The following is a 24988-nucleotide window of genomic DNA, read 5'->3' on the forward strand; positions in this document are numbered from 1 at the left end:
AACCGTCTTTCGCTCACGGCCGGTCAATCCGCTTGGGCGCGGCATCAATTCCGGATTCCCTGCGCTGCTGGGCGGTGATCGGCGCGGGAGCACCGGTCAGCGGGTCCACGCCCCCGCCGGTCTTCGGGAACGCGATGACCTCACGGATCGAGTCCATTCCGGCCAGCAGCGCGGTGATCCGATCCCAGCCGAACGCTATTCCGCCGTGCGGCGGTGCACCGAACATGAACGCCTCCAAGAGAAACCCGAATTTCTCCTCGGCCTGCGCCTTGTCCAGGCCCATCACCGCGAACACCCGCTCTTGAATATCGCGCCGATGGATGCGCATCGAGCCACCGCCGATCTCGTGACCGTTGCAGACGATGTCGTAGGCGTCGGCGAGCACGGCACCCGGATCGGTGTCGATGCGCTCCACCCACTCCGGTTTGGGTGCGGTGAACGCGTGATGCACCGCCGTCCACGCCCCCGAACCGACGGTCACCTCACCGGCGGCGGTGGCCTCCTCGGCGGGCTCGAACAGCGGTGGGTCAACCACCCAGACAAATGCCCAGGAGCCGGGGTCGATCAGGCCCAGCCGCTTCGCGATTTCCACGCGGGCCGCGCCCAGTAGCGCCCGCGACGACTTCACCGGGCCCGCCGAAAAGAACACGCAGTCGCCCGGCGACGCCCCGACATGGTCAGCCAGCCCGGAACGTTCGGCGTCGGACAGATTTTTGGCCACCGGACCGGAAAGCGAACCGTCCTCGCCCACCAGCACATAGGCCAATCCCTTATGCCCACGCTGCTTGGCCCACTCCTGCCAGCCGTCCAAGGTCCGCCGCGGTTGCGACGCGCCGCCGGGCATCACCACCGCGCCCACATACGGCGCCTGGAACACCCGGAAAGGCGTGTTCGCGAAAAACTCGGTGCACTCCACCAGTTCCAGACCGAAACGCAGGTCGGGCTTGTCGGTGCCGAAGCGGCGCATCGCCTCGGCGTAGCTGATCCGGGGCAGCGGAATGTGCAGTTGGTAGCCGGTCAGCGCCCACAGCGCGGCCAGGATCTCCTCGGCGATCGCGATGACGTCGTCGGCGTCGACGAAGCTCATCTCCAGATCCAGCTGGGTGAACTCGGGCTGGCGGTCAGCGCGGAAATCCTCATCGCGATAGCACCGGGCGATCTGGTAGTAGCGCTCCATCCCGGCCACCATGAGCAGCTGCTTGAACAACTGGGGGCTCTGCGGCAGCGCGTAGAACGTACCGGGCTGCAGCCTGGCGGGCACTAAAAAGTCGCGGGCACCCTCCGGGGTCGAACGGGTCAGCGTCGGCGTCTCGATCTCGACGAAGCCGTGCCGCGCCAGCACCTCGCGTGCAGCCGCATTCACTTTGGAGCGCAACCGAATTGCTGCACCCGGCCCGTCGCGACGCAGGTCGAGATAGCGGTATTTCAGCCGCAGCTCCTCCCCCGCGGGCTCGTCGAGCTGAAACGGCAGCGGCGCGCACTCGCCGAGCACGGTCAGCGATGTCGCATTCACCTCGACCTCGCCGGTGGCCAGCTCCGGGTTCTCGTTGCCCGGGGGGCGGATCTCGACGACGCCGTCGATCGCGATGCAGAACTCGGCGCGCAGCCGATGCGCCCGGGCAAGCACCTCGGGTGCCCGAAACACCACCTGTGACACCCCGGAGGCGTCCCGCAAATCGATGAATATGACACCGCCGTGGTCCCGGCGCCGGGCCACCCAGCCGGCCAGCGTCACCTTCTGGCCGGCGTCGGCTGCCCGCAACGAGCCGGCGGCGTGGCTGCGCAGCACACATCCTCCTCTTTGCGGGATGCCACGTGACACGGTGGAACGAGTGACCAGTGTAGAGGCGGTAGCGTCGGTGGCATCGCCGCCCGTATTGCCGTTGTCGGTCCGGGGGCCGTCGGTACGACGGTCGCCGCGCTGCTGCACGCTGCCGGACATCAGGTGTTGTTGTACGGGCGCACCGCCCGCGACCATGTCGAACTGCGGCCCGACGGAGCCGATCCCATCCTGGTGCCCGGCCCAGTGCGCACCGACCCTGCCGAGGTCGTCGATCCGGTCGAGGTGGTGGTGCTGGCGGTGAAAGCCACCCAGAATGCCGACGCCCACGACTGGCTGGTCCGGCTGTGCGACGAGCACACCATCGTCGCCGTCCTGCAAAACGGTGTCGAGCAGGTCGAGCAGGTGCGGCCGCACTGCCCGTCCGCGACGGTGGTTCCGGCAATCGTCTGGTATTCGGCCGAGACCCAGCCGCAAGGCTGGGTGCGGCTACGCGGCGACAATGCGGGCCCGGGCGGCCCGAGGGGCCGCGCCATCCAAGCACGCGGCACAGCCCGGCTGGTGCTGCCCACCGGGCCCGCCGCGGAAACTCTCGCCGGGCTGCTGCGCGATGCGGGCTGCACGGTGCACTGCGATCCCGACTTCACCACCGCGGCTTGGCGCAAGCTCCTGGTGAATGCCCTGGCCGGGCTCATGGCATTGACCGGGCGGCGCTCCGGGATGTTCCGCCGCGATGAGATGGCCGCTCTGGCAAGACGCTATGTCGCCGAATGCCTGGCTGTCGCGCGGGCGGAAGGCGCCCGATTGGGCGACGACACCGTGGACGAGATCGTCGCGATGTTCCGGCGCGCTCCCGTTGACATGGGTACCTCGATGCTGGCCGACCGGGAAGCGCGCCGGCCAATGGAATGGGACATCCGCAACGGCGTCATCATCCGCAAAGCGCGTGCCCACGGTCTGGCCACACCGATCAGCGATGTCGTGGTGCCGCTGCTGGCGGCCGCCAGCGACGGCCCGGGATAGGCTGGGCACCGGGTGGCTGGGGGGCCACCCTACAACTGCACCCGCCGGGCAGCAGTCACCAGTACGGGCATCGGAGCAGGCAATGACCTTCAACGAGGGTGTGCAGATCGACACCAGCACCACGTCGACATCCGGCGGCGGCGGCCGCGTCATCGCCGTCGGCGGGGGGCTGGGCGGGCTGATCATCATCCTGCTGGCGGTGTTCCTGGGCGTGGATCCCGGGGGCGTGGTCAGCCAGCAGCCGGTGAACACCCAAGAAGACGTGTCGCCCGGATTCGACCTGAGCAAGTGCCGCACCGGAGCCGACGCCAACAAATACGTGCAGTGCCGCGTGGTGGCCACCGCCAACTCCGTAGACGCGGTGTGGCGTCAGCTGATGCCCGGCTACACCCGCCCGTATGTGCGGCTGTTCAGCGGCCGGGTGGACACCGGCTGCGGGCCGGCCACCAGTGAGGTCGGGCCGTTCTACTGCCCGGTGGACAAAACCGCGTACTTCGACACCGATTTCTTCCAGGTGCTGGTCAGCCAGTTCGGCTCCAGCGGTGGGCCCTTGGCCCAGGAGTACGTGGTGGCCCACGAGTTCGGCCATCATGTGCAGAACCTGGAGGGTGTCCTCGACCGCGCCCGCCAGGGCGCGCAGGGCGCGCTGGGCAATGGGGTGCGCACCGAGTTACAGGCCGACTGCTACGCCGGGATCTGGGCGCACTACGCGGCGACCGTCACCCAGCAGAGCACCGGGGTTCCGTATCTGCGGCCGTTGAGCGACCAGGACATCGCCGACGCGCTCTCGGCGGCGGCCGCGGTGGGCGATGACCGCATCCAGCGGGCCGCGACCGGGCATACCAACCCCGAATCGTGGACCCACGGTTCCTCGACGCAGCGCCAGAAGTGGTTCACCGTCGGCTATCAAACGGGTGACCCCAACAAGTGCGACACGTTCACCACGCGTGACCTCGGGTAGCCGGCTGGCCGACGGCTACGTGCCGGCCAGCAGCCCCCGCAGCTCGGCGCGGCCGTCGTCGTCGAGCGGCAGTAGCGGCAGACGCGGATCACCGGCGGGAAATCCGAGCAGATCCAGTCCGGCTTTGACGGTCGTGGCCAGCCCGCCGGCGACGATGAACTCCAGCAGCGGTTTGAGTTCGCCGTAGATGGCTTCCGCCGTGCGGGCATCGCCGGCGCGCACGGCGTGGTACAGCTCGATGCACGGCCGCGGCCGCAGGTTCGGTGCGGCCGTGCACCAGCCGGCGGCACCCGCCCGCAGGGCGGCCAGCACCAGCGGGTTGCTGCCGTTGTAAAACGGCAACCGCCCCCCGCTGAGCTCGGCGATGCGCTGCATCCGGGACAGCTCGCCGGTGGATTCCTTGACCATGGTCAGGTTGTCGATGCTCTCGAACATCCGCACCAGCAGCTCGGGGCTCATGTCCACGCCGCTGGTCGCCGGATTGTTGTAGGCCATGATCGGGATATCGATGGCCGCGGCGACCCGCGCGTAGTGGCCGATGATCTCGCGTTCGGTGAGCTTCCAGTAGCTCACCGGGATGACCTGCACCGCATCGGCGCCGGCCCGTTGCGCGTAGCGGGCGCGGCGAATCGTCTTGGCGCTGGTCAGATCCGATACCCCGACGATCACCGGCAGCCGGCCGTCGACCGCGGCGATGGTGGTGTCCACCACGGCGTCGAATTCGGGATCCTCAAGGTAGGCCAGTTCGCCGGTGCTGCCGAGGGCGGCGATGGCGTGCACCCCGGCGGTGACCAGCCGGTCGATGAGCCGGGCCAGCGTGGCGGTGTCGATGGTGCCGGCCGAATCCTGGGAGAACGGGGTCACCGGGTAGGCGATGATGCCGTGAATTTCGGGTGTTTCGGACATGCTCAGCTCGTCAGAACCTCGGGGTGGCGCGCCAGCGCGCGGCGGGCGTAGTAAGCGAAATTGGCCCGGCTGCGCTGCGGGGTCAGCGTCCAGTCGTGGGCCTCACGGGCCAGCCGCTCCGGCAATTCTTTGATGGTGCCGGCCGACATCGCCGCCAGCTGCAGCTTTGCGGCGCGCTCGATGAGGATCGCCAGTGAGCACGCCTCCTCCACGCTTGCGCCCGCTATCACCTGGCCGTGGTGGGCCAGCAGGATCGCCTTCTTGTCGCCCAGGGCGGAGCTGATGATCTCGCCCTCCTCGTTGCCCACCGGCACGCCCGGCCAGTCGGCCAGAAACGCGCAATCGTCGTATAGCGGTGTGGTGTCCATGTGCGAGACGAGCAGCGGCACCTCAAGCATCGACAACGCCGCCACATGGAAGGCGTGGGTGTGCACAATGCAGTGCACGTCGGGCCGCGCCCGGTAAATCCAGCTGTGAAATCGGTTGGCGGGATTGGCCATTCCGGTGCCGTCGAGCACGTTGAGGTCTTCGTCGACGACAAGCAGGTTATCCTCGGTGATCTCGTCGAAGCCAAGTCCCAACCGCTGGGTGTAATAGCTGCCGGGCTCTTCGGCGCGGGCGGTGATCTGGCCGGTCAGGCCGGAATCGTGGCCGGCATCAAAGAGCACCCGACAGGTCAGCGCCACCTTTTGCCGGGTGGTGAACCCCGTGTCGGCGACGGTGGCGGCGAGGCGGTCCTGCGCACGACGCATCAGCTCGGATTTCGAATCGGTGAAGGTGGTTGCCATCGGAGGCTCCCGGGATCGTCGTAGTTAGACACTATGATCACTATAGGAAACATTGTGTCATGCAGCAATACCGTCCGGAAAGCCCCGATGAACCGCCTCGACCACGCGAAACACGTGAGCATCACCCAAAGGAGCCACCGGTGACCGCGCTGCTGCGCGCGGTTCGCCGGCAGCGCGGCCTCACCCTTGAGACGCTCGCCGCGCAGACCGGATTGACCAAGAGTTATCTGTCTAAAATCGAGCGCCGCCAGAGCACCCCGTCGATCGCGGTCGCCCTGAAAATCGCCCGCGCTCTCGATGTCGATGTCTCGCAGCTATTCTCCGACCAGACACCCGACGCCAAGATCACCGTCGACCGCGCCGCCCAGCGGGACGCTGCCGGGAGATATGTGGCTTTGGCAGCGGGGGTTCTCGGAAAGTCCATGTCGGCATTCGTAGTTCGGCCAACCGGCAATACGGCCGAGGGTCCCGGACCGGTGCACACCGGCCAGGAATTCGTGTTCGTGCACGCCGGGACGGTCGAACTGCACTACGGTGACCAAACCATTACCCTGGGTGCGGGCGACAGCGCCTACTTCGACGCGTCGGTCAGTCACCGTTTCCGTGCGATCGGCGCGGCGCGCGCCGAGGTGGTGGTGGTGGCGGCCGATGACCCCGGCGCTGCCCGGCGGTGACCGGCGACCCCGTCACCGGCGCGGATGCGCCCCGCCGGATGACCCGGGGAGGAAACGTACATGGACGAAGATCCGCAACCGGCCGACGGTGATGACGCCGGGCCGTCGGGCATCCGCCGGCGAACGCTGCTGACGACGGGCGCGGCGTCGGCGCTCGCCGGTGCCGGCCTCGGCCTGGGTGGGGCCGCGCTGCTGCCCTCACGGCCCCACGGCCTGACCCTGTGGCCCCGGCCGAGCCGCAACGGCGCACCTCCGGTCAGCGGTCTGCACCTGCAATTCGGCACCAACGCCGCCACCGAGGTCGTGGTGTCGTGGCACACCACCGACGCCGTGGGCAATCCGCGGGTCATGGTCGGCGTGCCGGGGTCCGGTTTCGGGCGCACCGTGCACGCCGAGACGCGCACCTACCGGGACGCGAAATCGGGTATCGAGGTCCGCGTCAACCATGCCCGGCTGGATCGCCTGTCCCCCGACACCGACTACGTCTACGCGGCGGTCCACGACGGCGCCACCCCCGAGCTGGGGACGGTGCGAACCGCTCCTTCGGGGCGAAAACCCTTGTGTTTCACCAGTTTCGGCGATCAGTCCACTCCGGCGCTAAACACCGCCGCCGGGACGTCCTTCACCAGCGACAACATCGGATCACCGGCCGCGGCGGATATCACCACCGCCATCGAACGCATCGCCCCGCTGTTCAACCTGGTCAACGGCGACCTGTGCTATGCCAACCTGGCCCACGACCGGGTCCGCGCCTGGTCGGATTGGTTCGAGAACAACACCCGCTCGGCACGCTACCGGCCCTGGATGCCCGCGGTGGGTAACCACGAAAACGAATTGGGCAACGGGCCCATCGGATATGCGGCCTATCAGACGTATTTCGCGTTGCCCGACTCCGGGTCCGGGCGGGAGTTCCAGGGCTTGTGGTATTCGTTCACCGCCGGTTCGGTGCGGGTGATCAGCCTCAGCAACGACGACGTGTGCTATCAAGACGGCGGCAACTTCTACGTCCACGGCTATTCGGGTGGGGAGCAAAAGCGGTGGCTTGACGCAGAACTCGCCGCCGCCCGTCGCGACCCGGGAATCGACTGGGTGGTCGTTTGCATGCACCAGACGGCGATCTCGACCGCCGATCGCACCAACGGCGCCGACCTCGGCATCCGCCGGGAATGGCTGCCGCTCTTCGACCGCTATCGCGTCGATTTGGTGGTGTGCGGACACGAACATCACTACGAACGCGCACATCCGCTGCGCGGCACGCTTGACACCGACACCCGAACACCGATACCGGTGGCCACCGCCGGCGACGTCATCGACTCCACCAAGGGAACGGTGCACGTCGTCATCGGCGGGGGCGGCACCTCGGCGCCGTCCAATCGGATGTTCTTCCCCGAGCCCCGGTGCCGGGTGCTGACCGGTGTCGGCGGTTTCGATCCGGCGATCGGGCGCAAGGCCCCGATCTATGTCACCGAAGACGCACCGTGGTCGGCGTTTCGCGACCGCGACAATCCCTACGGGTTCGTCGCGTTCGAGGTCGATCCCGGTGACCCCGGCGGCAGCACATCGATCAGGGCGACCCACTACGCGGTAGCCGGACCGTTCGGTGCGCTAACCGTGGTCGACCGGTTCACCCTCACCAAGCCGCGGGGCGGCTAGCTGCAGCACGCCGCTTGGCGACGGTGCCGGTTGCCAGCGCGTCAGAGATCGGTCCGATCGGCGATCCCCACCCGCCAGCGCGCGGGCGGTGGCGTCCAGCCCCGACCGGCCGCGTGGTCAGCTTTCGACGGCACGGCTAGCCGTGACCGAGTCGGATGGCTTTGACCAGCAGCATGATCGCGCCGAGGACCAGATAGCCGCGCAACGCCAGCATGCCCAGCCGGGTGCCGGTGGACCAGCGGACCGGTTGCAGCAACGCCAGCGGCGGCATCCGCCAGGTGGAGCGCTCGGCGGGGCTGATCGCCCGGGAGCGGGGGTCGGGCCCTAAGGGCTGGGGCTTCCGGCGGGCCGACCACCGCATCAGGATCACCGCGGCGCCCCCGGCGAGGGCAAGCCCCCCGGCCAGGTAGCCGGTGACGGCGACCCCGTCAACGCGAGGGAACAGTGTTGTTGTCATCAGGACCGCCGACAGCAGCAACAGCACCCCGACGATGAAACCGGCTAACGCGTTAAGCCACGGCCGATCACCCACGGCCCCAGCACTTCGCGATCGTTGCACAGCAACAGCAAAAACACGGTGGCGCTGGGCAGCAGCAGCCCCGCCAAAGCCTGCACCCCGGTGGTGATCAACCCCAGCGGCGCGCCGGGAATCAGCACGATCACCGCGGCCAGCGCCACCATCGCGGTGTAGGACAAATAAAACGGTTTGGCGTCGGAAAAACCGCGGTGCAGCGAATGCTTGATCCCGAACACGTCACCGAAGGCGTTGCTGGTGGCCAGGGTGACCGCGGCGGCGCCGATGATGGCGGCATCCAAAAGCACGATCGCAAACAGCGACCCCAGCAGCCGATCGTGCTCACCGAGCAGCCGCGCCACCGCGCCGGCGTCGACGAACTCGCCACGGGTGTGGGTTTCCCGGGCGACCCAGGCGCCGGTCATCATCAACGCCGCCGCCCCGATCACCACCACGAACGCCCCCACGGTGGTGTCGGCGCGCTCATAGCCGATAAAACGGGGGGTGATGCGCTTGTCGATGATGTTGGACTGCTGGAAAAACAGCTGCCAGGGGGCGACCGTGGTGCCGACGATGGCGATGATCAACAGCACCACCGTGGAGTTAAAACCACCCGACACCCCGGGAACCACGAAGGAATGCCCCGCGTGCGCCCAGCGCGGGTGCGCCATCAACAGCATGGGGATTTCCAGCAGCGAGACCGCGATAAACACGAACATCGCCCGCTCCCAGCGCCGGAAACTGCCGGTGGCCGCGATCACGATCAACGCCACCGCCGCCGCCGGCACCACCACATAGCGGGAGACCCCGAAATACTCGGCGGCCAAAACGACCCCGATGAACTCGGTGACGATCGTCAAAAAGTTCAGCGCGAACAGGTCCCCGACGGAAAACCAGCCCCAAAACCGCCCGAAGCGCTCGTTGATCAGCCGGGCATGCCCCACCCCGGTGACCGCCCCCAGTCGCACCACCATCTCCTGGTTGACGATCAGCACCGGGATCAACAGCGGCAGCGTCCACAGCAGGCTATACCCGTAGTTCTGCCCGGCCTGCACGTAGGTCGCCACCCCCCCGGCGTCGTTGTCGCCGACCATCACGATCAGACCCGGCCCCATGATCGCCAGCAGGGTCACCAGCCGGGCCCTGAGCGTGCGCGGGCGCTCGGACTCACCAACCCGGATCCGCCCCAGCGCCCCCTCGATATCCCCCAGGTGCGCGCTGTCGAGCACCGCGGCGCGCCGCGGCGCCCCCGCCAAAGCGGCCCCCTCAACATCAACCCGGTCCTGCACGGTCATCACCGATCACCCCCCACGCCATCGATCCCCTCCAGATCACCGGTGTCCCGCAGCGGGCGGGGCCCGGGTTCTCGCCGGCGCCACTCCTCGGGAACACTGAAATCCAGCACATCATCGATGGTGACCACCCCCAGCAGCCGATCCTCCTCATCGACCACCGGCATCAGGTGCAGGTTGTAATCCGACATCAACACCGCGACATCGGTCAGATCGGCCTGCGGGGTCACCCGAACCGGATCCGAATCCATCAGCCTGGCCACCGCCTCACCCGGGTCGGCCTGCAGCAACGTGATCACCGCCACCGTCCCGGCCAGCCGCTGGCGCTCGTCGAGCACATGCATCTGCAGCAGCGCCTCGGGCTGCAAGGGGCGCGCCCCGGCGATCACGGCCAGCGCCTCACCGGCGGTGGCGGCCGTGCCGCAGGTCACAAAATCCAGGTTCATCAACCCCCCCGCGCTGTCGGGATGAAACCCCATCAAGGTGAGCACCTTGGTGCGCTGCGGGGCCGGCATCAACTCCAAAACCCGCCGCCGGCGGGATTGGCGCACATCCACGATCGTGTCCGCGGCGTCATCGGCGCGCATCCGCCCCAGCAGCGCGGCCACCTCCTCATCGGGCATGTCATCGAGCAACCGGCTGGCCTTGCCGGGGTCGAGCTCTTCGAAAACATCGGCCTCCAGCTCCGGGTCGGTGCGCACCCGATCGAGGATCTCCCCGCTTTCGGCCCGATCCGCCTCCTCCAACAAATCGGCGATCTGCGCCGGCTTGAGCGCCCCCACCCGCCCAAACACCCGGCGCACCGCCATCGACTGGCCATGCCCAATCAACGGCTCAAACGCCTTCCAATCCCGGGCGGGATGACCCCCCGGGGTTTTCAGCAACCCGAACAACCGCGGCGGGCGGCGGGTATCCACCCGCGCCAGCACCCACCCCCCCGCGGTCTCCTCCAACTCCACGTCATAGGCGCGCACCAACTCCCCGGCGGCCACATCAATCAACCGATACCCCAACACATCCGCCCGCAACAACACCTCCCCCAGCCGGCGCTCAAAACCCCGCAAATCAATCTTGTTTTTCGCCAACACCACCCGCCCCGGCTCCAACCCCTCCACAGCCTTCCCCCCCACAAACACCCGCCGATCCCCCACCGCGACCACCACCCCACTCACCCGCGGATAAGCCTCCAGCCCACCCAACCGCACAATCACGTCATCCACCCGGCCCACTGCCTCCCCCGACGGCGTCACCACCGGCGCCCGCAACACCTCCGACAAATGAATCACCCGTGCCCCCACACCCCGCACACCCAGTTCCGTGGATGACCCAACCATCGGAAAACCTCCCATCAACGCAGGACTCGAAATGACTGGACTAGCCGCCGCACAGCGCTGCTGTGCAGCGGATGAAACGGTGTGCCGATCCCCAGCGCCCGCAGGACATCGACCTCGTAGCCGAGCGACTTGACCCTGCTCGGCACGCTGGACCGGGAGATGCGCACCACCATGATCTTTCCCGCATTTCCCGCACCGTCGGGCCCGAGCGAGCCTATCGTCTCGCCCGATCTCACCTGCAGGCTTAGATCATCGACGGCGGTGACATGACCGTAGCGGATGGTCAGGTTCCGGCAATCTGCGGCCGGCCGGGCGCTCATAGTCGCCCTCCTTCAGGGTTCGGGCCATGTTGCCAGACACCTCCTATCCCGCCGTCGGGGCCATGCCCTGACCCGCGTCAACATTCGCCGAGTACGTCGGACACCGGCACCGATGCGGTACCGGAAGCGCCCGCGCCCACCCGGTCGAAACGGTGCGCGCTTCACCACCGGGGCGGTGGTTAGCTACGCGCACGTCATGGTTAGTAGTCGCCCAATTGCTAACCAAAGTTCCCGGGTCGGGTCGTGAAGGGTGTGCCGGCTCACCGATCGACGCACAGCGTGACCCTCACCGGGAGGACGTCAACCTGTCCGCCGATGCCGCGGGCGATACCGTGGTGACCCGGGGGCACACGCTCAGCAACCCTCGCGGCGGCTAGGAGCGTGACTCGGTAACGGGTCAGGCGTCGCGCGCGTGGCGACGGACCTGGGAATGTTTGGGCCTGGCTTGCTAACACGCCGGGTGGACCAGGCGCGAAAGTGCAGCCAGCGACACGTTTCCCGAGAGACACCGTCGCCACCGGCACTCTCGCGTCACACCCGATGATCACCCCTCGCCACCGCACCACTGACCAGGTTAGCAATACCGACCCACGCTCCTCGCCTCAGAACAGCGTCGCCTGCAGCGGTGCCGGCCCTACCGCGGCGGTGGCCGCCGCCGGGTAGGGACGATGATCGCCGGCCAGCCGGTACCTGGCGATCAGCGGCGTCACCCGCTTGTGCAGTTCGTCGCGATAGCGTGGCGGCAGATACGCTCCGCGCCGGTACAACTCGCGATAGGTGCCGACCAGTTCGGGATGTGAGCGGGCCAGCCAGGACATGAACCAGCCGCGGGTGGCGCCGCGCAGGTGCAGCCCGAACACGGTCACACTGGTGGCGCCGGCGGCCGCGATCTGGCTCAGCAGTCCATCGAGGTGCTCGACGGAGTCGGTCAGATACGGCAGCACCGGCGCCACCATCACGTGGCAGTGCAGACCGGCGTCGCGGACCGCGGTGATCAGCGCCAGCCTTGCCTGTGGCGTCGGCGTGCCGGGTTCGACGTCTTTGTGTAGCTCCGGATCCGCTACTGCCAGCGACACCGCCACCGACAGTGAAACCCGTTGCGCGGCAGCGGCGATCAGCGGGAGGTCACGGCGCAACAAGGTGCCCTTGGTGAGAATGGAGAGCGGGGTGCCGGACTCGGCCAGCGCGCCGATAACGCCGGGCATCAGCGCGTAGCGGCCCTCGGCGCGCTGATAGGGGTCGGTGTTGGTGCCCAACGCCACGGTCTCGCGCCGCCATGACGGGTGGCGCAGCTCACGGCGCAAGACCTCGGCGACATTGGTCTTGACGACAATCTGGGTGTCGAAGTCGGTGCCGCAGTCGAACTCCAGGTATTCGTGGCTGGGACGGGCGAAGCAGTAGCGGCAGGCGTGCGAGCACCCGCGATAGGGGTTCACGGTGTAGCGGAACGGCAAGGTCGCCGTGCTCGGCAGTTTGTTGAGCGCGGACTTGCACAGCACTTCGTGGAAGGTGATGCCGTCGAACTGGGGGGTGCGCACACTGCGGAACAAGCCGATCCGCTGCAGTCCGGGTAGCGCTCCGTCGTCGACATCGATGCCCTGGCCGGCCCACCGCATCCCTTAATTCGAACTGACGTGCGAGGACATGTCAAGGATCGGCGCGCCCCGGGCGGCTGCTCACCTCGGATGCAAGGCCGGCCCCGGTGGCCGAGCCGGCTGCCGAGGCGCCGCACCGCCACCTACGGGTGCATCGCGGCCAGCCGGGAAAGCACCTCGTCGACAACCGAATCCATCGCCACGTCGACCTGCTGCCCCGTCGACAGGTCTTTCACGCCGATGCTGCCGGCCTCGATATCGCGATCCCCGGCGAGCAGCGCTAGGCGCGCACCGGAACGGTCGGCGGCGCGCATCGCCCCTTTGAGCCCCCGGTCGCCGTACGCCAGATCGACGCGCACCCCGGCATCCCGCAGCCGCCGGGCCAGGACCGCCAGCCGCAGTTTGGCCCGCTCACTCAACGGCACGCCGAACACGTCGCACCGGGTGCTTTCCCCCACGGTTTTGCCCTCCGCCCGCAGCGCCAGCACGGTGCGATCCACACCCAGCCCGAATCCGATGCCGGATAGGTCGGCCCCCCCGAGTTGGCGCATCAGGCCGTCGTAGCGTCCGCCGCCGCCGATACCGGATTGCGCGCCCAGCCCGTCATGGACGAACTCGAAAGCCGTCTTGGTGTAGTAGTCCAGCCCACGCACCAGCCGCGGGTTAATCACATATGCCACCCCCAGGGCGTCCAGGTGGGCCAGCACGGTGTCGAAGTGCTGCTTGGCGACGTCGGACAGGTGATCGAGCATCACCGGCGCGTCGGCCGTCATCGCCTTGACCTCGGGACGTTTGTCGTCGAGCACCCGCAACGGGTTGATCTCCGCGCGCCTGCGGGTTTCCTCGTCAAGATCGAGCGCAAACAGGTACTCCTGCAACAGTTCCCGGTATTGGGGGCGACACGTCTCGTCGCCCAGGGAGGTGATTTCCAGCCGGAATCCCTCCAGGCCCAGGGAGCGAAAACCGGCGTCGGCAACCGCGATCACCTCGGCGTCCAGCGCCGGATCGTCGACACCGATAGCCTCCACCCCGACCTGCTGCAGCTGGCGATAGCGGCCGGCCTGGGGGCGCTCGTAGCGGAAAAACGGGCCCGCATAGCAGAGCTTCACCGGCAACACCCCGCGGTCCAGCCCGTGCTCGATCACCGCCCGCACCACCCCGGCGGTGCCTTCCGGCCGCAGCGTCACCGAGCGGTCGCCACGGTCGGTGAAGGTGTACATCTCCTTGGACACCACGTCGGTGGACTCCCCCACACCCCGGGCAAACAACGCGGTGTCCTCGAAGATGGGCAGCTCGATGTCGCGGTAGCCGGCCCGGCGAGCGGCGTCGAGCAGGCCGGATCGCACCGCGACGAATTGCGCCGAGTCCGGCGGCACGTAGTCCGGCACCCCCTTGGGTGCCACGAATTCGGTCACGAGCTCAGGCCTTGGAGGAACGGGTTGCCGCGGCGTTCGGCGCCAATGGTGGTCTTCGGACCGTGTCCGGGCAGTACCACGGTGTCGTCGTCGAGCACCAGGAGTTTGTCGATGATCGAGGTCAGCAGATCGCGGCCGCTGCCCCCGGGCAGATCGGTGCGGCCGACGGTGCCCTCGAACAGAGTGTCGCCGCTGAACACCACATCCGGCGCCGCGGGCGGGCTGACCCGGAAAACCACCGACCCGCGGGTGTGACCCGGGGTGTGGTCGACGGTGACCGGCACGCCACCGAGTTCGAGTTTGTCGCCGTCGCGGTCGAGTTCGATCACCTGCCGCGGCTCGCGGAAGAACGCGCCCGCCAGCAGCTGCGCCAGCCGCGGGCCCACGCCGCTGATCGGGTCGGTCAGCATGACCCGGTCCTCGGGGTGGATGTAGGCGGGGCAGCCGTAGCTGTCGGCGACTTTCTGGGCCGACCAGATGTGATCGATATGCCCATGGGTGAGCAGCACCGCGGCCGGGATCAGCCGATTCCGGTCCAGGATGTGTCGCAGCCGGCCCATGGCCCGCTGCCCCGGGTCCACGATGACGGCGTCGGCGCCCTGGCGGCGGGCCAGCACGTAGCAGTTGCACTGCAGCAACCCCGCGGGAAATCCGGTGATCAGCACGCTTCCCAGTGTCCCATCCGGTGGGAGTCGGGTCCGCAGCGCCCGCGTTCAGCGTCGGCTGGCACACTCGGTCCAGATTCACTACCCACCACCACACACCCATGGAGGGATATCGGCGGTGCCCACCAACCAACAACGACGCGCGGCAGCGAAACGCAAACTCGAACGGCAGCTGGAACGCCGTGCCCGGCAAGCCCACCGGCGCCGGGTGTTCCTCATCGTCGGCGCAGCGATCGCAGCCCTGGTCGTGGTGGCCGCCGCGGTGACCAGCGTGGTGCTCACCAATCGCGAGCACGCGCGCAAAATAGCGTCGGCAAAGGCCGGAACCGCCGCGCTGTCCGGCGTGCCGCCGCTGCCGTCGTTCAAGCCGCCCGCCAATCTGGGCGCCAACTGCCAGTACCCGCCGTCGCCGAACCCGGCCAGCAAGCCCGCCAAACCACCCCGCTCGGGCAAGGTGCCGACCGATCCCGCCACGGTCAGCATCAGCATGGTCACCAATCGGGGGAATGTCGGCCTGCTGCTGGCCAACAACGAATCACCGTGCACGGTCAACAGCTTCGTCAGCCTGGCGCAGCAAGGATTCTTCGACGACACCAGGTGCCACCGGCTGACCACCTCCCCGACGCTGGGGGTGCTGCAGTGCGGTGACCCCAAGGGCGAGGGCACCGGTGGACCGGGTTATCAGTTCGCCAACGAATACCCCACCGACCAGTACCCGCCCGGCGACCCCGCACTCCACCGGCCCGTCGTCTACCCGCGCGGCACCCTGGCCATGGCCAACTCCGGGCCCAACACCAACGGCAGCCAGTTCTTCCTGGTGTACAAGGATTCCGAGCTACCCCCCGAATACACGGTGTTCGGGACCATCCAGCAAGACGGGCTGGCCACCCTGGACAAGATCGCCAAGGCGGGCGTCGCCGGAGGCGGCGACGACGGCCCGCCCGCCATGGAGGTCACGATCAAGTCGGTTCGGCTGGACTGACAACCCGCCGTGCTGCGGCGCCGTTAGCAGTTAGCCGGATGGCCCGGCGGAGTCAGCGGCAAGGTCGCGTGATCTCGCTCGGTCGGGCGCTGACTTCAGGTAGTCGATGACCGCCCGGTGGGGGATCAACCCGTAGCGGACCTGTAGGTCGACGGGGTTTAGCCCGAAGTACTCCGCCGCCCTGATCAGATTGTCCGCAGTGATCAGCCTGCCCTCACGAACCGCCTTATAGTAGGCCGATTTGCGGTAGCCGAACGCTTGGTACACCTCGGTCGCGGCCAGGGGCCTGCCCACCAGGTAAGGCAGCACCACCGTCGGGTCTTTCTCGCGATCATCCACGACCATCGAAAGTAGCCGATGGGTGGACAAAGCATCGATTGCATGGACGTAAAGAGTTTATTAACTACCGAAGTCTCTTTTTATGGACTATTGTTCACATATATAGCCGTTAGGCGGTGAGACCAATGTGGGCACGCCGGCACTCTGAGACTCTTGAGCGCACCCGGGCGGTGGGGGTGCAACCGCTTGCGGGACACCCGCGGCGAAGGCCCGCGCACCTGGCCGTGATCGTCGGGGCCGCAACGGTGGTGATCCTGGGCGCCGTTGGCGGTGCCGAGCTGCCGGGACAGGACCGCGCGAGCGGCCCCCCGTGCGTGGGCACCGCAACCGATCCGTGCCCGCCGCCGGTGGAGGGGTCGGCGGATCTGCCGAGCGGGCAGGTTTTCTGCCATCCGGCCGGGATTTTCGGGCAGCACTGCTATCGGCGATAGCGCCGTGATCGGCGGCCGGCCTCCGGGCGGTTAGGCCGCGGAGGTTATCCGGTAGACGTCGTAGACGCCTTCGACGTTGCGCACCACGTCCAGCAGATGCCCGAGGTGCTTGGGATCCCCCATCTCGAAGGTGAACCGGCTGATCGCTACCCGGTCCTTGGACGTGGTGACCGTCGCCGACAAGATGTTGACCTTCTCATCGGCCAGGGCGCGGGTCACGTCCGAGAGCAGCCGGTGGCGGTCCAGCGCCTCCACCTGAATCGCCACCAGGAACACCGACGACGGTGACGGAGCCCAGTGCACCTCGATGATCCGCTCGCTCTGCCGCTGCAGCGAAGCGGCGTTGGTGCAGTCGGTGCGGTGCACGCTGACCCCGCCGCCGCGGGTGACAAATCCCATGATCTGGTCCCCGGGGACGGGCGTGCAGCATTTCGCCAACTTGGTCAGCACCCCCGGGGCGCCGGGAACCGCGACACCGGTGTCGTCGGCGCGGCGCGCCCGCCGCGGCATCGTCGCCGGCGTAGAACGCTCGGCGAGTTCCTCCTCGGCCTGGTCGATGCCGCCCAGCTGCGCGACCAGTCGCTGCACCACATGTTTGGCCGACACGTGTCCTTCACCGATCGCGGTGTAAAGCGCGGACACGTCGCTGTAGTGCAGCTCGCGCGCAACCGCGGCCATAGATTCGCCGTTCACTAAGCGCTGCAACGGAAATCCACCGCGACGCACTTCGCGGGCCATCGCCTCTTTACCGGATTCCAGCGCCTCCTCGCGGCGCTCCTTGGCGAACCATTGCCGGATCTTGGCCTTGGCGCGCGGTGAGACCACGAACTGTTGCCAGTCGCGAGACGGTCCGGCGTTGGGGGCTTTCGACGTGAAAATCTCGACGACTTCGCCGTTTTCCAGTTTGCGTTCGAGCGCCACCAGCCGCCCGTTGACCCGGGCCCCGATGCAGCGATGACCGACCTCGGTGTGGATCGCGTAGGCGAAGTCCACCGGCGTCGACCCCGCGGGCAGCGTGATCACATCGCCCTTCGGGGTGAACACGAAAATCTCTTGCACCGCAAGGTCGTAGCGCAGCGACTCCAGGAATTCGCCGGGGTCGGCGGCCTCGCGTTGCCAGTCGAGCAGCTGACGCATCCACGCCATGTCGTCGATCTCGGCCGCCGCATGAGGATGTGGAATACCATTGCGGCCCTTGGCTTCTTTGTAGTGCCAGTGCGCCGCGATGCCGTACTCGGCGGTGCGGTGCATGTCGTGGGTGCGGATCTGAACTTCCAGCGGCTTGCCTTCGGGCCCGATGACGGTGGTGTGCAGCGACTGGTAGACCCCGTATCGCGGCTGGGCGATGTAGTCCTTGAACCGGCCCGCCATCGGCTGCCACAGCGAATGCACCACGCCCACGGCCGCATAGCAGTCCCGAATCTCATCGCAGAGGATGCGGATGCCGACCAGGTCGTGGATGTCGTCGAAATCACGGCCTTTGACGATCATCTTCTGGTAGATCGACCAGTAGTGCTTGGGACGCCCTTCCACCGTCGCCTTGATCTTCGAGGCGTTCAGCGTGTCGATGATCTCGGCCCGGACCTTGGCCAGGTAGGTGTCCCGCGACGGTGCCCGGTCGGCCACCAACCGGACGATTTCCTCGTACTTCTTGGGGTGCAGGATGGCGAACGCCAGGTCTTCCAGCTCCCATTTGACGGTGGCCATGCCCAGCCGATGCGCAAGCGGGGCAATGACTTCCAGTGTCTCGCGTGCCTTGCGGACCTGCTTTTCCGGCGGCAGGAAACGCATGGTGCGCATGTTGTGCAGGCGGTCGGCCACCTTGATCACCAGCACGCGCGGATCGCGGGCCATCGCGGTGATCATCTTGCGGATGGTTTCGCCCTCGGCGGCGCTGCCCAGAACCACCCGATCCAGCTTGGTCACGCCGTCGACCAGATGGCCGACCTCCTCACCGAACTCCTCGCACAGCTGCGCCAGGCTGTAGCCGGTGTCCTCGACGGTGTCGTGCAGCAGCGCGGCCACCAGCGTGGTGGTGTCCATGCCCAGCTCGGCCAGGATGTTGGCGACGGCCAGCGGGTGAGTGATGTAGGGGTCCCCGGACTGGCGCAGCTGGCTGGCGTGGCGCTGCTCGGCGACCTCGTAGGCCCGTTGCAGCAACGCCAGGTCGGCTTTGGGGTAGATCTGGCGGTGCACCGCGACCAGGGGTTCCAGCACCGGGTTGATGGCGCCGCGCTGGGCGGTCATCCGCCGCGCCAGCCGGGCGCGCACCCGGCGCGAGGTGCTGGTGCCGGCCCGTAGCCCGACCCGTTCCCCGGCCGGCAGGGCGTCGGGAGGCGGCGGCGCCGGCACGGTCGGCTGCAGCGCCTGCACCGCGCCCTGGTCGTCCGCCACGTTGCTCACCTCCGCTGCTCCAGGATATCGCTCCGGGACGTTCAGATACGCCGTAAGCTGTGGACCGGCACCGGGGCCACCGTCCCCCGACCCCCCAACGCCGTCAGCTCCAGCACCACCGCGGCCGCGGTCACCCGGGCACCGCTGTGCCCGAGCAGCCGACACGCCGCCGCGATGGTGCCGCCGGTGGCCAGCACGTCGTCGACGACGACCACGCTGCGCCCCGCCAGCGCGATACCGTCGGCGGGGATTTCCAGGGTGGCGGTGCCGTACTCCAGGGTGTAGGTCTCGGTGCGCACCGGGGGCGGCAACTTGCCGCCCTTGCGGATGGCCAGCACCCCGGTGCCCAGCCGGGTGGCGACGGCCGCCGCCACCAGGAACCCGCGGGCATCCAGGCCGGCGATCAGGTCGGCGCCGGATGCGACGGCGGCCAGCGCGTCGGTCACCACCGCCAACCCGCGGCGGTCGGCGAACAGCGGGGTGAGATCCTTGAACTGCGTGCCCGCGGTGGGAAAGTCGGCCGCCTCGCGGGTCAGCGATGCGATGATGTCATCGAGGGACTCGGCTGCGCTCACCGCAGCAGCACCCAGCGGTCCATGTTCCAGCCCGCGCCCCAGCGGGTCGGATTGGCGCTCACGGCATACATTTTCTTCGACATCAACAGGGTGCGCTGCTGGCGGTACAGCGGCAGCGTCGGGATGTCGGCCCAAAGCACCGGGGTGCTTTCGGCCAGCAGCCGCGCCCGCTCGCCGGCGTCGGCGGACACCGCCAGCTCGCCGATGATGCGGTCGATTTGCCCGTTGCTGTACCCGGAGAGGTTGTTGCCGTTGCCGGTGTGCAGGTCATAGGCGTCCATCGCGGACGATCCGGTCGACCCGCTGCCGGTGGCTCCACCGGTGCTGGCCAGCAGCACGTCAATATGTCCGTCCTTCAGCGTCTGCGGCCCGGTGGAGTCCGAGGCAACGTCGGTGACCGTGATCCCGGCCGGGGCGCACGCCTTGGCGATCATTCCGGCGGTAGTGGCCAGCCGCGCGTTGGGCGCCCGATAGCCGAGCCGCACCGCCAGGGGCGGGCCGCCGAGCGCCGCCCGGGCGGCCAGCGGGTCAGAGGTGTCGAATTGCCCGGCCGGCGGGGCACTGTCGTTTTCGACGACCGCGTCGTCGATGGTCGGGTTGAGCCGTGCGTTGGCGATCGGCACGGCGGCGTCGCGCGCGATCACATCGCGTGGCGTGCACAGCGCGAACGCCCGGCGCGCGGGAATCTGTGCCAGCGGTCCCTGCGGCGCGAAGATCAGCTGCTCGATCCCGTCCGACGGCGAGTCGGTGCGCTGATAGCCGTCCGGGGTGATCAGCGCGCCCGACGAGCCGGCCGCGACGTCGAGCACGTCGACGCTGCGCTTGTTGAGCCGGTCTTGGATGTCGGCCCCGGCCGAGCGCACGGTGATCCGCTTGGTCGCCGGTTGGCTGCCCCACCAGCGCTCGTTGGCGACCAGCACCACCGCGCCCCCGTCGAGCACCCGGTCGAGCCGGTAGGGTCCCGATGAGGGGAAGCGTTTCCTGACCGTGTCGGGCTGCAGGCCCGGCTTGAGGTCCCACATGGTATTCCACGCCCGGGCGATGCGGTCAACCACCGGTGTGTTGTGGGTGAGCAGCGCGGCGGTCACGTCGACACCCAGCTCATCGGCGATGACATGCGACGGCATCATCGAGGTCGCGGTGAACAGCTGGGTGTAATCGACGATGCTACGGCCCGGGGCGAAGGACACCCGGGCCCGCTTCTGTCCCGACACGCAGTCGATGCCGGCGATGTCGACGTAGCCTGCTTGGCTGGCGGCGGCGAAGCTCGGATACTGCCCGGATTGGGCCGCCCAGGCCAGCACCAAGTCGTCACAGGTGATCGGCTTTCCGTCGGAGTAGACGGCGGGGTCGGCGATGCGGTAATCGAGCACCAGGGGGTCGCCACCGACCACCGAGATCGTCCCGAAGTCATGGTCGGAGACGACCTGCCCGTCGGGCCCATGGTAGCCGAAACCGGTCAGCGTGCGGGCGAACGCCTGCGCCCCTGCCGATGCGGCGCCGTCGACAGTATTGGTGTTGTACGTGGTCAGCGCGCCGTCGACCACATAGGTGATCGCGGTGGCGGCCGTACCCGAACACGCCGTCAGCGTCCCCGAGCCGCCGGCCGCCAGCGTCGCCGCCAACCCCGCCACGGCAGCGCGCCACCTCGTCATCGGGCTAACGCCGCCCGGCGTTTCGCTTATCCGTCGGACGTCCGCGACGACCGCCGGCCGGCCGCACCGGCCGCGCTCCCGGAGCCGGCTTGGTGCCCGACGTCCGCGAAGCCGGGGCCGTCTCGCTCGGGGACGACGTGCCGGCACTCTCCTTTTCCGTGTCGTTTTCGGACGGTTCCGCGGCATCGTCGGCGGGCGAGCCCGCCGGGGCGGCCGAGTGACGCCGGCGCAGCACCCGGCGGGTGTGGGTGCGCACCAGCTCGGTGCGCTCCCGCAGGGTGACCAGCAACGGGGTGGCGAAGAAGATCGACGAGTAGGTGCCCACCAGGATGCCGACCAGCTGGACCAGCGCCAGGTCCTTGAGCGTGCCGATACCCAGCAGCCAGACCGCCACCACCAGCAGCGCCGTCACCGGAAGCACCGAGATCAGGCTGGTGTTGATCGACCGCATGAACGTCTGGTTGATTGCGAGGTTGGCCTGTTCGGCGAAGGTCCGCCGGGTGGTGTGCTGGAAACCGTGGGTGTTCTCTTCGATCTTGTCGAACACGATGACGGTGTCGTACAGGGAGTAACCCAGGATCGTCAAAAGGCCGATGACCGTGGCCGGGGTGACCTCGAAGCCGACCAGCGCATACACCCCGGCGGTAACCGTCAGGTCGAAGCACATCGTCGTGAGCGCGGAGATGGCCATGTAGCGCTCGTAGCGCACGGTGATGTAGAGGGCGACCAGCACCAGAAACACGACCAGCGCGATCAGCGCCTTCTTGGTGATCTGGCCGCCCCAGGTTGATGACACCGCGGAATCGCTGATGGCTTGTTTGCTGGGTCGGCCGTCGGCACCGTTGGGGTGAAACGCGTCGAACAGGGCGTTGCGCAGTTTCGAGGTCTGCTCGTTCGACAGCGTCTCGGAACGGATGTGCACGCTCGCCGAGGCGCCGCTGCCCACGATGACCACCGACTCGGGGTTGATGCCGAGGGTATGGCGGAAAACGTCCTCGACCTGGCCGACCCGTACTTGCTGATCGCCACTGCCGCGGGGGAACGACACCGTGGTGCCGCCCTTGAAATCGATGCCGAAGGTAAACCCGCGGAGCACGATGCTGACGACCGCGATCGCCACGATCACCGCGCTGATCCCGAACCACAACCGCCGGCGTCCCACCACCTCGAACGCCCCGGTGCCGCTGTAGAGCCGGGTGAAAAAGTTGCGCCGCGGCCCCCCGGCGGCCACGCCGGAGGCGTCGCCCACGCCGGGTTCGGTGATTTCCACCGCCCCGGCGGCCATCCCGTCCTCGGTATTCGCTTCGGTATTCGCTTTGGAAGCCATCTCGCTATTCCCGTCCTGCCTGGGCCCGTGCATAAGCGACGGCCCTGCGTTCACGTGCGATTTGCTGCACCGCTCCCAGCCCGTTGTATGCCGGCTTGGCCAGCGTCACCGACTTGGACGCCAGGTACAGCAGCGGCCAGGTCACCAGGAACACCACGACGGTATCGAGCATCGTGGTGAGGCCCAGGGTGAATGCGAAGCCCTTCACCTGGCCGATCGCCAGGAAGTACAACACCGCGGCGGCCAAGAACGTGACGGCATTGCCCGACATGATCGTCTTGCGGGCCCGCACCCATCCTCGCGGAACCGCCGAGCGAAACGAACGGCCTTCGCGGATCTCGTCTTTAATCCGCTCGAAGAACACCACAAACGAGTCGGCGGTGGTACCGATACCGATGATCAGCCCCGCGATGCCGGCAAGGTCAAGGGTGTAGTCGATGTATCGGCCCAAAAGCACCAGGATCGCGAAAACCATTGCACCGGAGGCTGTCAACGACAATGCGGTAAGCAATCCCAGTACCCGGTAGTACAGCAGCGAGTACACCAGCACCAGGATCAGCCCGATTGCGCCGGCAACCAGCCCTGCACGCAGTGACGTCAAACCCAATGTCGCTGAAACGGTTTCAGCCTGCGACGCTTCGAACGACAGTGGCAACGACCCATACTTTAAGACGTTTGCCAGCTGGCGTGCTGTGCTGGCGGTGAAATCCCCGGTGATCTGGGTCCGGCCGCCGGGGATGGCTTCCCGGATCACCGGGGCGCTGACCACCTCCGAGTCCAGGGTGAATGCGGTTTGTGTGCCCACGTGCGACGCGGTGAAGTCGGCCCAGGTGTTGGCCGCTGCGCTTTTGAACTGCAAGTCGACGACGTAGGCGCCGGTGTGCTGGTCGAAACCGGAAGTCGCGTTTTGGATCTGGTCACCGCTGATGATCGACGGCGCCAACAGGTAGGCGGTCTTGTGGTCGGTCGAACAGGTCACCAACGGCAGCTTCGGGTCGTCGTTGCCGGCCAGAATGTCGTCACGCCCGCAGCGCGTGGCTTCAAATTGCAAGGCCAGGAACTGGATGGTCGGGTTGGTGCTTTGCCGCCATTTCTTCTCCTCGGCGATGCGCTCGGCGAGGTCCTTGCGCGGGTCCGGCGGTCCCGGCACGACGGGCGGCGCCGGCGCCGTCGTGGGCGCCGGGGCGCCGGGTCCCGGTGGCGTAGGAGCGGGGCTGGGCGTCGGCTCCAGCGGATATGGCCGCGGCTGGGCCGGCGGCGCCGGGGTCGCCGGGGGCGCTGCCGGAGGGTTGGCATCCGGCCCGCGCTTGGCCGGTTCCTGTGCGGGAGGCGGCGGTGGCTGCTCGGGTTTCGTGGCGGACTGGGCCGGTATCGCGTTGATCACCGGACGGATGTAGAGCCGTGCGGTCTGGCCCAGGTTGCGGGCCTCATTGCCGTTGTTCCCGGGCACCGTGATGACCAGGTTGTCGCCGTCGACGACGACCTCCGAGCCGGAAACGCCCAGCCCGTTGACCCGCGCGCTGATGATCTGCTGCGCCTGCGCCAGCGCCTCCCGCGTGGGCGGCGAGCCGTCGGGGGTGCGCGCGGTCAACGTGACCCGGGTACCGCCCTGAAGGTCGATACCGAGCTTGGGATCGGCGCGCTTGTCACCGGTCAAAAACACCAGCAGGTAAACGCCGATCAGCAGGGCCGCGAACACCGACAGATAGCGGGTGGGATGCGCGGCCGAAGGCGATGCCACGGTGTCTCAGTCTCCTCCCTCATGCGCTCCGCCGGCGGCGGTTGGTGTGCCATCCCCGGTGCGTCCGGCGCCGGGCACCCTGCACCCGCGCACCCGGGCACCCGCAAAGATTACGTGCCCGGGGGCGGCCCCCGCCCGGCTTAAGTCTCCGGTTCGACCTCGGTGGTCCCGGAATCGCCGTCGGCGAGGTCGACGCCGGGGGCCCCATCCGCAGCCGGCTCGGCGGTTTCCGGCTCGATGCGCTCCTTGATGGCCAGCTTCATCCAGGTGGTCACCACACCCGGCGCGATCTCCAGGTCCACCGTCTCATCGGTGACCGCGGTGATGACCCCCTGCAATCCCGAGGTGGTGAGCACCCGGTCGCCGACATCCAGCGATGCCTGCAGGTTCAGGGTGGCCTGCATCGCCCGCTTTTGCCGCCGCGACGCGTACATGATGGACGCGATCACGATGAGCAGCAGGACTAAGAAGACAATTGGGTCCATGGCGACGGTGATCTTTCCTAATGGGTCACGGGTTTTTCTCGGTCTTTCGGTGGGTCTCTTGCGGGACGGGGGTGTCACCGGACCAGCTCAGGTCGGAAGTTTCGTAGCTGTCAGTCTGCCATTGCCGCGCCGGTAAGCC

19 protein-coding genes and 2 pseudogenes are annotated in these 24988 nt (G+C 67.9%); 5 read left to right on the top strand and 16 right to left on the bottom strand.

Features of this window, described 5'->3' with window-relative positions; genetic code table 11:
* Nucleotides 1–13: 13 nt before the first annotated feature.
* Nucleotides 14–1789, bottom strand: a complete 1776-nt coding sequence (aspS, locus tag QJR12_RS12975) for an aspartate--tRNA ligase (RefSeq protein WP_300583426.1) — start codon at nucleotides 1787–1789, stop codon at nucleotides 14–16.
* A gap of 75 nt (nucleotides 1790–1864) precedes the next feature.
* Here aspS and QJR12_RS12980 point away from each other — a divergent pair, with 75 nt between their 5' ends.
* On the top strand, nucleotides 1865–2803 hold the full coding sequence (locus QJR12_RS12980) for a 2-dehydropantoate 2-reductase (protein WP_300583428.1): 939 nt from the start codon (nucleotides 1865–1867) through the stop codon (nucleotides 2801–2803).
* Nucleotides 2804–2885: 82 nt separating this feature from the next.
* The gene (locus QJR12_RS12985; RefSeq protein WP_300582885.1) at nucleotides 2886–3764 is read left to right on the top strand and encodes a neutral zinc metallopeptidase; all 879 of its coding nucleotides are present in this window, start codon (nucleotides 2886–2888) and stop codon (nucleotides 3762–3764) included.
* A gap of 15 nt (nucleotides 3765–3779) precedes the next feature.
* Here QJR12_RS12985 and QJR12_RS12990 read toward each other — a convergent pair whose 3' ends face one another.
* Together QJR12_RS12990 and QJR12_RS12995 are read right to left on the bottom strand one after the other, a co-directional pair.
* Nucleotides 3780–4670, bottom strand: coding sequence for a dihydrodipicolinate synthase family protein (locus QJR12_RS12990; RefSeq protein WP_300582888.1), 891 nt, complete (start codon nucleotides 4668–4670; stop codon nucleotides 3780–3782).
* Nucleotides 4671–4672: 2 nt separating this feature from the next.
* The gene (locus QJR12_RS12995) at nucleotides 4673–5458 is read right to left on the bottom strand and encodes an aldolase (RefSeq protein WP_300582890.1); all 786 of its coding nucleotides are present in this window, start codon (nucleotides 5456–5458) and stop codon (nucleotides 4673–4675) included.
* Nucleotides 5459–5598: 140 nt separating this feature from the next.
* Between QJR12_RS12995 and QJR12_RS13000 the strand changes: the two genes are divergently transcribed.
* Entirely contained in the window at nucleotides 5599–6132 is a 534-nt protein-coding gene (locus QJR12_RS13000; protein ID WP_300582892.1) for an XRE family transcriptional regulator, read from the top strand.
* A gap of 60 nt (nucleotides 6133–6192) precedes the next feature.
* The gene (locus QJR12_RS13005) at nucleotides 6193–7785 is read left to right on the top strand and encodes a metallophosphoesterase family protein (protein WP_300582894.1); all 1593 of its coding nucleotides are present in this window, start codon (nucleotides 6193–6195) and stop codon (nucleotides 7783–7785) included.
* A gap of 136 nt (nucleotides 7786–7921) precedes the next feature.
* Here the strand turns inward: QJR12_RS13005 and QJR12_RS13010 are convergent.
* From QJR12_RS13010 to QJR12_RS13035, 6 genes and pseudogenes are all read right to left on the bottom strand, one after another.
* Nucleotides 7922–9594, bottom strand: a pseudogene (locus QJR12_RS13010) (NRAMP family divalent metal transporter).
* The gene (locus tag QJR12_RS13015) at nucleotides 9594–10925 is read right to left on the bottom strand and encodes a CBS domain-containing protein (protein WP_300582897.1); all 1332 of its coding nucleotides are present in this window, start codon (nucleotides 10923–10925) and stop codon (nucleotides 9594–9596) included. The pseudogene QJR12_RS13010 and the gene QJR12_RS13015 overlap by 1 nt, the downstream one beginning before the upstream one ends.
* Before the next feature lie 158 nt (nucleotides 10926–11083).
* Nucleotides 11084–11245, bottom strand: a pseudogene (locus QJR12_RS13020) (ABC transporter ATP-binding protein); the annotation flags it as partial.
* A 602-nt stretch (nucleotides 11246–11847) separates the two neighbouring features.
* Complete coding sequence (locus tag QJR12_RS13025; RefSeq protein WP_300582899.1) at nucleotides 11848–12861, bottom strand: Rv2578c family radical SAM protein; 1014 nt, start codon at nucleotides 12859–12861, stop codon at nucleotides 11848–11850.
* Nucleotides 12862–12983: 122 nt separating this feature from the next.
* The gene (hisS, locus tag QJR12_RS13030) at nucleotides 12984–14255 is read right to left on the bottom strand and encodes a histidine--tRNA ligase (RefSeq protein ID WP_300582902.1); all 1272 of its coding nucleotides are present in this window, start codon (nucleotides 14253–14255) and stop codon (nucleotides 12984–12986) included.
* The gene (locus QJR12_RS13035) at nucleotides 14252–14920 is read right to left on the bottom strand and encodes an MBL fold metallo-hydrolase (protein WP_300582905.1); all 669 of its coding nucleotides are present in this window, start codon (nucleotides 14918–14920) and stop codon (nucleotides 14252–14254) included. Before QJR12_RS13035 ends, hisS begins: the two co-directional genes overlap by 4 nt.
* Nucleotides 14921–15038: 118 nt before the next feature.
* Here QJR12_RS13035 and QJR12_RS13040 point away from each other — a divergent pair, with 118 nt between their 5' ends.
* Nucleotides 15039–15902 carry a peptidylprolyl isomerase gene (locus tag QJR12_RS13040; protein ID WP_300582908.1) on the top strand — a complete coding sequence of 288 codons (864 nt, stop codon included), beginning with the start codon at nucleotides 15039–15041 and terminating at the stop codon, nucleotides 15900–15902.
* 30 nt (nucleotides 15903–15932) lie between these two features.
* Here QJR12_RS13040 and QJR12_RS13045 read toward each other — a convergent pair whose 3' ends face one another.
* The 7 genes from QJR12_RS13045 to yajC all read right to left on the bottom strand — a co-directional run bounded on the left by QJR12_RS13045 (nucleotide 15933) and on the right by yajC (nucleotide 24849).
* The gene (locus QJR12_RS13045) at nucleotides 15933–16241 is read right to left on the bottom strand and encodes a hypothetical protein (protein ID WP_300582911.1); all 309 of its coding nucleotides are present in this window, start codon (nucleotides 16239–16241) and stop codon (nucleotides 15933–15935) included.
* 461 nt (nucleotides 16242–16702) lie between these two features.
* On the bottom strand, nucleotides 16703–19075 hold the full coding sequence (locus tag QJR12_RS13050) for a bifunctional (p)ppGpp synthetase/guanosine-3',5'-bis(diphosphate) 3'-pyrophosphohydrolase (RefSeq protein ID WP_300582913.1): 2373 nt from the start codon (nucleotides 19073–19075) through the stop codon (nucleotides 16703–16705).
* A gap of 32 nt (nucleotides 19076–19107) precedes the next feature.
* Nucleotides 19108–19641 (bottom strand): adenine phosphoribosyltransferase, encoded by a 534-nt coding sequence (locus tag QJR12_RS13055; RefSeq protein ID WP_366526312.1) that lies wholly within the window; start codon nucleotides 19639–19641, stop codon nucleotides 19108–19110.
* Complete coding sequence (locus tag QJR12_RS13060) at nucleotides 19638–21296, bottom strand: ABC transporter substrate-binding protein (RefSeq protein ID WP_300582916.1); 1659 nt, start codon at nucleotides 21294–21296, stop codon at nucleotides 19638–19640. The genes QJR12_RS13055 and QJR12_RS13060 overlap by 4 nt, the downstream gene beginning before the upstream one ends.
* A gap of 4 nt (nucleotides 21297–21300) precedes the next feature.
* A complete protein-coding gene (secF, locus tag QJR12_RS13065; RefSeq protein WP_300583433.1) occupies nucleotides 21301–22581 on the bottom strand; it encodes a protein translocase subunit SecF in 1281 nt (426 codons plus the stop codon).
* A 46-nt stretch (nucleotides 22582–22627) separates the two neighbouring features.
* Complete coding sequence (secD, locus tag QJR12_RS13070; protein WP_300582918.1) at nucleotides 22628–24364, bottom strand: protein translocase subunit SecD; 1737 nt, start codon at nucleotides 24362–24364, stop codon at nucleotides 22628–22630.
* Between the two features lie 140 nt (nucleotides 24365–24504).
* On the bottom strand, nucleotides 24505–24849 hold the full coding sequence (gene yajC, locus QJR12_RS13075; protein ID WP_300582921.1) for a preprotein translocase subunit YajC: 345 nt from the start codon (nucleotides 24847–24849) through the stop codon (nucleotides 24505–24507).
* Between the last annotated feature and the right edge of the window lie 139 nt (nucleotides 24850–24988).

Origin of the sequence: Mycobacterium sp. (assembly GCF_029961025.1) — a bacterium.
GTDB lineage: Bacteria > Actinomycetota > Actinomycetes > Mycobacteriales > Mycobacteriaceae > Mycobacterium.